Here is a 7,117-nt window from a genome sequence, read left to right on the forward strand (position 1 = left end):
GGGAAATCGGGCATTGCAAGGGCGGAGCCTGCGCTGCCGGAGTTCGAAGACGCGCGGCCTATTTTCGGGGCCGCCGGCACAAAAGGCAGCAAATGCCTTGAAATGACCACGGATCTGGGCCATATGGCGGCTTGCAGCGATCAAGGTGCCTTGACAGGTCCATCTCGGGTCGCTCTCGGGCCGCGTAGCGGAAACCGCCCACGAGATCGAACGGACATCCTCCGTCTTCTCGCACGGCTTCGGCCCGATCTTCATCCGATCGATTGCGACAGCCCAGGCCACGCGGGGTGTCAAAAGACCCTCGTGACAGCACGCGCTGCCCCTTTGTTGGCGCGGCCGGCTCTCGCCTCATGAAAGAATGAGCTTGACCTCGTTTTCCGAACTCGGCCTCGCCGAGCCTATCGTCCGTGCCCTCACCGAAGAGAAGCACGTCACCCCGACCCCCATCCAATCCCAGGCCATCCCTTCCGTCCTTGCGGGCAAGGACCTGATCGGCATCGCCCAGACCGGCACCGGCAAGACGGCGGCCTTCGCCCTTCCCATTCTCGATCACCTGGCGCGCAACCCGCGCCGCGTCGAGCCCAAGAGCGTGCGCGTTCTGGTGCTGTCGCCGACCCGCGAGCTGTCCGGCCAGATCCTGGATAATTTCGACAAGTTCGGCCGCCACATCCGCCTGTCCACCACGCTCGCCATCGGCGGCGTGCCCATGGGCCGCCAGATTCGCGCCCTCCAGCGCGGCGTCGACGTGCTGGTGGCGACCCCCGGCCGCCTCATCGACCTCGTGGACAACCACGCCGTGAAGCTCGACGCGGTGGAGGTGTTCGTCCTCGACGAGGCCGACCAGATGCTCGACATGGGCTTCGTCCATTCGATCCGCGCCGTGGTGCGCCGGCTGCCGGCCAAGCGCCACAGCCTGTTCTTCTCGGCCACCATGCCGAGCGCGATCGCCGAACTCGCCGGCTCCATGCTGCGCAATCCGGTGACGGTGGCGGTGACGCCGGTGGCCAAGACCGCCGATCGCGTCGACCAGCGCGTGATCTTCGTGGAGAAGTCCAACAAGCCGCAGCTCCTCGCCGAGATTCTCGGCGCCGAGGACATCGACCGCGCGCTCGTCTTCACCCGCACCAAGCATGGCGCGGACAAGGTGGTGCAGGCCCTGTCGCGGGCCGGCGTCGCCGCCGAGGCCATTCACGGCAACAAGTCGCAGAACCAGCGTGACCGTGTGCTCGCGGCCTTCCGCGAAGGCACCATCCGCACGCTGGTGGCCACCGACATCGCCGCACGCGGCATTGATGTCACCGGCATCAGTCATGTGGTAAATTTCGATCTGCCGAACGTGCCGGAATCCTATGTTCACCGCATCGGACGCACGGCCCGCGCCGGACGCGAAGGCATCGCCATCTCGTTCTGCGACGGCGAGGAGCGCGCCTACCTGCGGTCGATCGAGAAGCTTATCCGCATGGCGCTTCCGACCACCGATCGGCGCGGCGAGCCCCGCCAGGCTGCCATCGCGGGCGCGCCCGCCAGCAGCGAGGGGCATCGCCGCAGCGGTCGTCCGCAGGGCGACCGTCCGCGCGGCGACCGCCCGCAGGGCGAGCGTGGGGAACGGGGCCACGGCGAACGCAGCCAGGGTGACCGCTCACAGGGTGAGCGCAGCCATGGCGAGCGTAATCATGGCGAACGTTCGCAGGCTCCGCGCCAGCGCAACGCCGGCGCGAACCAGGATGGCCGCAAGGCCGAGGGACGCGGGGCGGGATCCGCGCCCGGCGGCCGGCCTGAAGGTGCCCGCCAGGGGCGCGGCCAGGGTGGCCAGCGTTCACAGCAGAGCTCCGAGATCGGAGCCGTGGGTTTCATGCGGTCGGCAACCGTCCGCACCGACAAGACGGGCCCGGCGCGTCGTCCGGCCCGGTGATATTGGGGAAGCTGGAGCAGACTATATGGCGAAAGAAGAACTGCTGGAGTTCGAAGGAACGGTGACGGAAGTGCTGCCCGACGGCAACTTCCGTGTGCGGCTCGACAACGATCATCAGATCCTGGCCTATGCGGCCGGCAAGATGAAGAAGAACCGCATCCGCACCATCGAAGGCGATCGCGTCGTGGTGGAAATGTCCCCCTACGACCTTGATCGCGGCCGGATCAATTTCCGCCACAAGGCGGAAGGCAATGCGCCGCCGCCCGGCGCCCGGCGCCAGCAGAACTTCCGCCGTCGCTGAAGGCCGCGAACGCGCCGCAGGGCCGTTCCATCCATCACTGCAAAAGCCGGGCTTCGTCCCGGCTTTTTTGTTGCCCGCGCGCCGTGCCGGTGGCGCGCGTCGGCGTGAGGCGGCCCCACCCGGTTTCCACCAACGATTGAATTCGCCTGCCGGTGCAAATTCTTAGTCCCGCAACGGCAGCCCTCTTAAGGCTGTGTGCCGGTGCCCGCCGCGCTTGCGTCACCGGCACGGGCCGCTAACCTCTGCGCCCAAGAAGCCGGGGTCACCGGCAATATGGGAGGAGATATGGCCGGGCTTGACGGCACCGCCAGCGCACGATCCGAAATACCCGCTTCGCTCCCTGCCGCCCCGGCCGCACAGCTGGAGGGCGTGCGGATCTCGTTTTCCGGCAGACAGGCGAAGGAAACCCCGTTCATCGCGGTCGACAGCGTGGACCTGACCGTCGCGGACGGGGAGTTCCTCGCCATTGTCGGCCCGACCGGGTGCGGGAAGTCGACGCTCCTCAACGCCACCGCGGGCCTTCTCATCCCCAGTGTGGGACGCGTCCGGGTGTTCGGCCAGCCGCTGGCGGGGCTGAACCGGCAGGCCGGTTACCTGTTCCAGGCCGAGGCGCTGTTTCCTTGGAAGACGGTCGAGGAGAATGTGGCCATCGGCCTGGAGGTGGCCGGCGTGGCCACCGCCGAGGCGCGGGCGCGCGCCATGGCCTGGCTGAAGCGGGTTGGGCTCGGCGCGTTCGGCGCCCGCTATCCGCACATGCTCTCCGGCGGCCAGCGCAAGCGTGTCGGCCTCGCCCAGGTGCTGATCCGCGACCCCAAGATCCTGCTCATGGACGAGCCCTTCGGCCCGCTGGACGCCCAGACCCGGCAGATCATGGGCAATTTGCTGCTCGACCTGTGGAGCCTCGACCGCAAGGCGGTGATGTTCGTGACCCACGACCTCGACGAGGCCATCGCGCTCGCCGACCGGGTCGTCATCATGAGCGCCGGTCCCGCTTCCCGGATCATCGGCGAGTGGCGCGTCGGCCTCGCCCGGCCACGCGACATCGCCGAGGTGCGCCTGCTGCCGGAATTCCACGCCCTGCACCGGGAGATCTGGAGCGCGCTCAGGGAAGAAGTGGCGAAGGGCTATCTACAGACGGAAGGTGCCGCCTGATGCGTTTCCTGTTCTCGCGCCCGGCACTGCTGCTGTTTCAGGTGCTGGTGGCGGTGGTGCTGATCGGCATCTGGCATTTCGGCTCGACCGTGCGGATTCCCGCCGGCTACCTGTCGGCCAAGGCCGTCTATCCGCTCGATCCGTTCTTCTTCTCGACGCCGATCGCGGTGTTCGAGCGCACGTGGCGGGACTTCGCCACCGGGGTCATCTGGTATCACCTCGGCATCACGCTACTGGAAACGGCGCTCGCCTTCGCCATCGGCGCGGCGGGCGGGGTCGTGGTGGGGTTCTGGTTCGCCCGCCGCCAGCTCGTGGCCGCCGTGTTCGACCCTTACGTGAAGATGGCCAACGCTTTGCCGCGCGTGGTGCTGGCGCCCATCTTCGCCCTGTGGCTCGGGCTGGGCATCTGGTCGAAGGTGGCGCTGGGCGTCAGCCTCGTCTTCTTCATCGTGTTCTTCAACGTCTATCAGGGCGTGAAGGAGGTGAGCCCGACGGTGCTGGCCAATGCGCGCATGCTCGGCATGTCGGAGCGCCAGCTGCTGCGCCATGTCTACTGGCCGTCCGCGCTCACCTGGATGTTCTCCTCGCTGCACACCTCGGTGGGCTTTGCCCTGGTCGGCGCCGTGGTCGGGGAATATCTCGGCTCGGCCGCGGGGCTCGGCTACCGCATCCACCAGGCGGAAGGCGTGTTCGACGTGACTGGCGTGTTCTCGGGGATGCTCGTGCTCGCCGTCTTCGTCATCCTCATCGATGCCGGCGTGACGCTGATCGAGAACCGGCTCACCGTCTGGCGGCCATCCACTTCGGCCAACCAACGATAACAAGCACACATCGGAGGAAACCCATGCGATCCAAGGGCTCACCCATTCCCCGCATGCTGCGGGCTGCGCTTCCGGCGCTCGCCCTCGCGTTCGGCATTGCCGTGCCGGGCACCGCAGCCCTCGCGCAGAAGGCCGAGAAGCCCAGCCTGACGCTGGGCGTCGGCGGCAAGCCTTTGCTCTATTACCTGCCGCTGACCATCGCCGAGCGGAAGGGCTACTTCAAGGACGAGGGGCTCGACGTCACCATCAACGATTTCGGCGGCGGCGCGAAGTCGCTCCAGGCGCTCATCGGCGGCTCCATCGACGTGGTGACGGGGGCCTACGAGCACACCATCCGCATGCAGGCCAAGGGCCAGGACATCGTCTCGGTGATCGAACTGGGGCGCTTCCCAGGCATCGTGCTGGTGGTGCGCAAGGACAAGGCAGCCACATACAAGAGCGTGGCGGATCTGAAGGGTGCGAAGATCGGCGTCACCGCGCCGGGGTCCTCGACCAATTTCTTCGTCGACTTCCTGCTGGCCAAACAGGGGCTGAAGCCCGACGATGTCTCCTTCATCGGCGTCGGCGGCGGCGCGTCCGCGGTGGCGCAGATGAAGCGCGGTGAGATCGACGCCATGGCCAATCTCGATCCCGTCATCACCAAGCTGGAGAGCGACGGCGACGTGAGCGTGCTCGCCGACACCCGGACGGAAGAGGGCAACCAGAAGATCTTCGGCGGCACCAATCCCGCCGCCGTCCTCTATCTGAAGCGCGATTTCGTCACGGAAAACCCGGTCACCACGCAGAAGCTGGTCAACGCCTTCTACAGGTCGCTGAAATGGTTGGCCACGGCGAGCCCGGAGGACGTGGCCAAGGTGGTGCCGGAGGACTATCTGCTCGGCGACCGCGCCCTCTACCTCGCGGCGGTGAAGGCCTCCCAGCCGATCTACTCGCGGACCGGCGTCATTCCCGAAAGTGGAATGAAGAATGCGCTCAACATGTTGGTGGAATTCGATCCAGAATTGAAGAGTGCGAAAATCGATCTCTCGAAGACGTTTGATGGACGTTTTGTCGCTAAATCAGCGGAAACCATCAAATAGCATTTGCCGGGGGCAGGGCGCTATTTCATCGGATTTCGCGCTCTGCCCTTGCTTTCGCCGTAATGAACCTCTAACTTGCAAAAAGTCCCAGCCAGCAGACTGCGCTCGTCGCATTTGCCGGGATACGGACGGATGTACTCCGATCCTGTGCGGCTGGGTGTTTCGTGCGCCATTCGGTTGACCCCGAGGCAGCATGAAGCGCTCGGGACGGTTCGTTTGCGGCCAAGCCTTGTTTCGATCCCTTTGGGCCGCAACTTTGAGCTCCCACTTCGGACTGTCCCGATCTCCGCCTTCTGGCGGAGGTTCGAACTCGTCTGAACGGAGGCCACTATGGCCACAGGTACTGTCAAATTCTTCAACACCCAGAAGGGCTTCGGCTTCATCCAGCAGGATGGCGGCGGCGCCGATGTGTTCGTGCACATCAGCGACGTGGAGCGCTCCGGCATGCACTCGCTCAGCGACGGCCAGAAGGTCTCCTTCGATGTCGTGGACGACAATCGCGGCAAGACCAAAGCGGCGAACCTCGCCGCTCTCTGAGCGACGTCGCTCGGGCGCCGCAATGCGCCGCCCTTGAATCAAACGCTTTTCGCGTTGCGGAACCCGGCCTCTGGCCGGGTTCAGTCGTTTCTAGGCTCCGTCACGCCGGAGCGTCAGCGCAGCACATAGACTGTCGCCCCCACCCGCACGCGATTGTACAGGTCGGTCACGTCGTCATTGGTCATGCGGATGCATCCGGACGACACGGCCTGGCCGATGGTCTCCGGCTCGTTGGAGCCGTGGATGCGATAGAGGCTGGAGCCAAGGTACATGGCCCGCGCGCCCAGCGGATTGTCGATACCCCCCGGCATATAGCGGGGCAGGTCCGGCCGGCGCTTCAGCATCTGCGACGGCGGCGTCCAGGACGGCCATTCCTTCTTCGCGCTCACCGTCTTCACGCCCGACCACTGGAAGCCGTCACGCCCGACGCCAACGCCGTATTCGATGGCCTGGCCCGGGGCCGTCACATAGAACAGCCGCCGTTGGCTGGTGCTGATGACGATGTTGCCGGGCGTGTATTTGGGGTCGATCGACACGGCGTGCCGGGGGTAGGGACTGGTGCCCGCCACGGTGCCGCTCGGTGACCCGAACAATGCGGCAAAGCCGAAGAAATCGCGCGGCTGAGCTTCTGCCGATGCCGCCGTCATGCCGAACACGGCGGCAACGCCGGCCGCCAAAGTGAGCTTCCTGAGCATCATCGTCGGTCAATCCCTGCGCAAATGAGCCGGTTTCCCGTGGAGTTTCGCGATCTCGCCGCAAATGCGGCAGACCTGCAACTCCTTTGTGGCCGATTGGTTCACGCGCTGGAAAGCACCGAGCCCGCGGGCGGTGCGCAAGCACCGGGCAAATGCGTGGAACGTCAGATGTCTGGAAGGTCGGATGGTGGGCGATGCAGGGATTGAACCTGCGACCCCTCCCGTGTGAAGGGAGTGCTCTCCCGCTGAGCTAATCGCCCATCCGTGGCCCGCCGAGTGGCGAGGTCGGCGGTGTAAGGCGGGGGGGATGGGGTGTCAAGCGCCCATTCCCGCTTTCCCGCCCTAGGTGGTGTGGACAGTTACCTGATCCACAGGACGATGGCAGCGATTGTGACGATGGCGAGGTAGTTTCGCGCGGTCTTCTCGAAGCGGGTCGCGACACGCCTGAACTGCTTGAGCTTGGAGAAGCAGCATTCGATCAGGTGGCGCTGAGCGTAGAGGTGCCTGTCGAGGCTATGCTTCCTGGCGCGGGATGGATTGGACGGGATGACCGCCTGCGCGTTCCTTGCCGCGATTGTGGCGCGCAGGGCGTCGCTGTCATAGGCGGTATCGGCCATGAC

The 7,117-nt window shown here is 65.8% G+C and carries 8 protein-coding genes and 1 tRNA gene; 6 read left to right on the forward strand and 3 right to left on the reverse strand.

The genetic code is table 11. The features are described from left to right. The first annotated feature begins 358 nt into the window (after positions 1–358). The 6 genes from YU1_RS29350 to YU1_RS0113335 all read left to right on the forward strand — a co-directional run bounded on the left by YU1_RS29350 (position 359) and on the right by YU1_RS0113335 (position 5,802). The gene (locus YU1_RS29350; RefSeq protein ID WP_051356831.1) at positions 359–1,912 is read left to right on the forward strand and encodes a DEAD/DEAH box helicase; all 1,554 of its coding nucleotides are present in this window, start codon (positions 359–361) and stop codon (positions 1,910–1,912) included. A gap of 25 nt (positions 1,913–1,937) precedes the next feature. Further along, a complete protein-coding gene (infA, locus tag YU1_RS0113315) occupies positions 1,938–2,213 on the forward strand; it encodes a translation initiation factor IF-1 (protein WP_012115181.1) in 276 nt (91 codons plus the stop codon). A 285-nt stretch (positions 2,214–2,498) separates the two neighbouring features. Continuing rightward, positions 2,499–3,365 (forward strand): ABC transporter ATP-binding protein, encoded by an 867-nt coding sequence (locus tag YU1_RS0113320; protein ID WP_051356832.1) that lies wholly within the window; start codon positions 2,499–2,501, stop codon positions 3,363–3,365. Beyond that, positions 3,365–4,186, forward strand: a complete 822-nt coding sequence (locus YU1_RS0113325; protein WP_029004504.1) for an ABC transporter permease — start codon at positions 3,365–3,367, stop codon at positions 4,184–4,186. The genes YU1_RS0113320 and YU1_RS0113325 overlap by 1 nt, the downstream gene beginning before the upstream one ends. A gap of 53 nt (positions 4,187–4,239) precedes the next feature. Continuing rightward, positions 4,240–5,265, forward strand: coding sequence for an ABC transporter substrate-binding protein (locus tag YU1_RS0113330; protein WP_029004505.1), 1,026 nt, complete (start codon positions 4,240–4,242; stop codon positions 5,263–5,265). A gap of 330 nt (positions 5,266–5,595) precedes the next feature. After that, on the forward strand, positions 5,596–5,802 hold the full coding sequence (locus YU1_RS0113335) for a cold-shock protein (RefSeq protein WP_029004506.1): 207 nt from the start codon (positions 5,596–5,598) through the stop codon (positions 5,800–5,802). Between the two features lie 113 nt (positions 5,803–5,915). Here YU1_RS0113335 and YU1_RS0113340 read toward each other — a convergent pair whose 3' ends face one another. From YU1_RS0113340 to YU1_RS0113350, 3 genes are all read right to left on the reverse strand, one after another. After that, positions 5,916–6,500 (reverse strand): L,D-transpeptidase, encoded by a 585-nt coding sequence (locus YU1_RS0113340; RefSeq protein ID WP_425339148.1) that lies wholly within the window; start codon positions 6,498–6,500, stop codon positions 5,916–5,918. A 182-nt stretch (positions 6,501–6,682) separates the two neighbouring features. Beyond that, positions 6,683–6,757, reverse strand: a tRNA-Val gene (locus YU1_RS0113345). Between the two features lie 99 nt (positions 6,758–6,856). Next, positions 6,857–7,117: IS5/IS1182 family transposase (locus YU1_RS0113350; RefSeq protein WP_029004508.1), on the reverse strand; the 261-nt coding region annotated here is incomplete at its 5' end.

This window comes from Azorhizobium doebereinerae UFLA1-100 (assembly GCF_000473085.1).
Taxonomy (GTDB): domain Bacteria; phylum Pseudomonadota; class Alphaproteobacteria; order Rhizobiales; family Xanthobacteraceae; genus Azorhizobium; species Azorhizobium doebereinerae.

Excerpts from the sequence above, each read along its gene's own strand:
- YU1_RS29350 (WP_051356831.1), top strand. The coding sequence starts at position 359 with ATGAGCTTGACCTCGTTTTCCGAACTCGGCCTCGCCGAGCCTATCGTC.
- infA (WP_012115181.1), top strand. The coding sequence starts at position 1,938 with ATGGCGAAAGAAGAACTGCTGGAGTTCGAAGGAACGGTGACGGAAGTG.
- YU1_RS0113320 (WP_051356832.1), top strand. The coding sequence starts at position 2,499 with ATGGCCGGGCTTGACGGCACCGCCAGCGCACGATCCGAAATACCCGCT.
- YU1_RS0113325 (WP_029004504.1), top strand. The coding sequence starts at position 3,365 with ATGCGTTTCCTGTTCTCGCGCCCGGCACTGCTGCTGTTTCAGGTGCTG.
- YU1_RS0113330 (WP_029004505.1), top strand. The coding sequence starts at position 4,240 with ATGCTGCGGGCTGCGCTTCCGGCGCTCGCCCTCGCGTTCGGCATTGCC.
- YU1_RS0113335 (WP_029004506.1), top strand. The coding sequence starts at position 5,596 with ATGGCCACAGGTACTGTCAAATTCTTCAACACCCAGAAGGGCTTCGGC.
- YU1_RS0113340 (WP_425339148.1), bottom strand. The coding sequence starts at position 6,500 with ATGATGCTCAGGAAGCTCACTTTGGCGGCCGGCGTTGCCGCCGTGTTC.